The sequence below is a fragment of the Massilia genomosp. 1 genome, from assembly GCF_011682185.1.
GTDB classification, from domain to species: domain Bacteria; phylum Pseudomonadota; class Gammaproteobacteria; order Burkholderiales; family Burkholderiaceae_D; genus Telluria_A; species Telluria_A rubra.
Genome location: NZ_WHJF01000539.1, coordinates 1 through 286 on the forward strand (window position 1 = coordinate 1; position 286 = coordinate 286).

The window sequence follows — 286 nt, forward strand, 5'->3', positions numbered from 1 at the left end:
AGCAGATCGTTGCCGGCGCCGCCGAACAGCAGGTCGTCGCCCGCGCCGCCGTCGAGGCTATCGTTGCCGTCGCCGCCGTCGAGCTGATCGTTGCCGTTGCCGCCGCTGAGCAGGTCGTCGCCGCTCCAGCCGTTGAGGATATCGTCGCCGCCCTTGCCGTCGAGGCGGTCGTTGCGCTCGGGGTAGCCCTGCAGCACGTTATTGCCCTCGTCACCGTTCTGGGTCAGGCTCAGCGCGATCAGCTTGTCGCTATCCCAGCGCGTGCCGTCGCTGAACTGGATCTGGG

1 pseudogene is annotated in these 286 nt (G+C 68.2%); it reads right to left on the reverse strand.

From position 1 onward, the window contains the following. Positions 1-286, reverse strand: a pseudogene (locus F1735_RS34820) (calcium-binding protein); the annotation flags it as partial.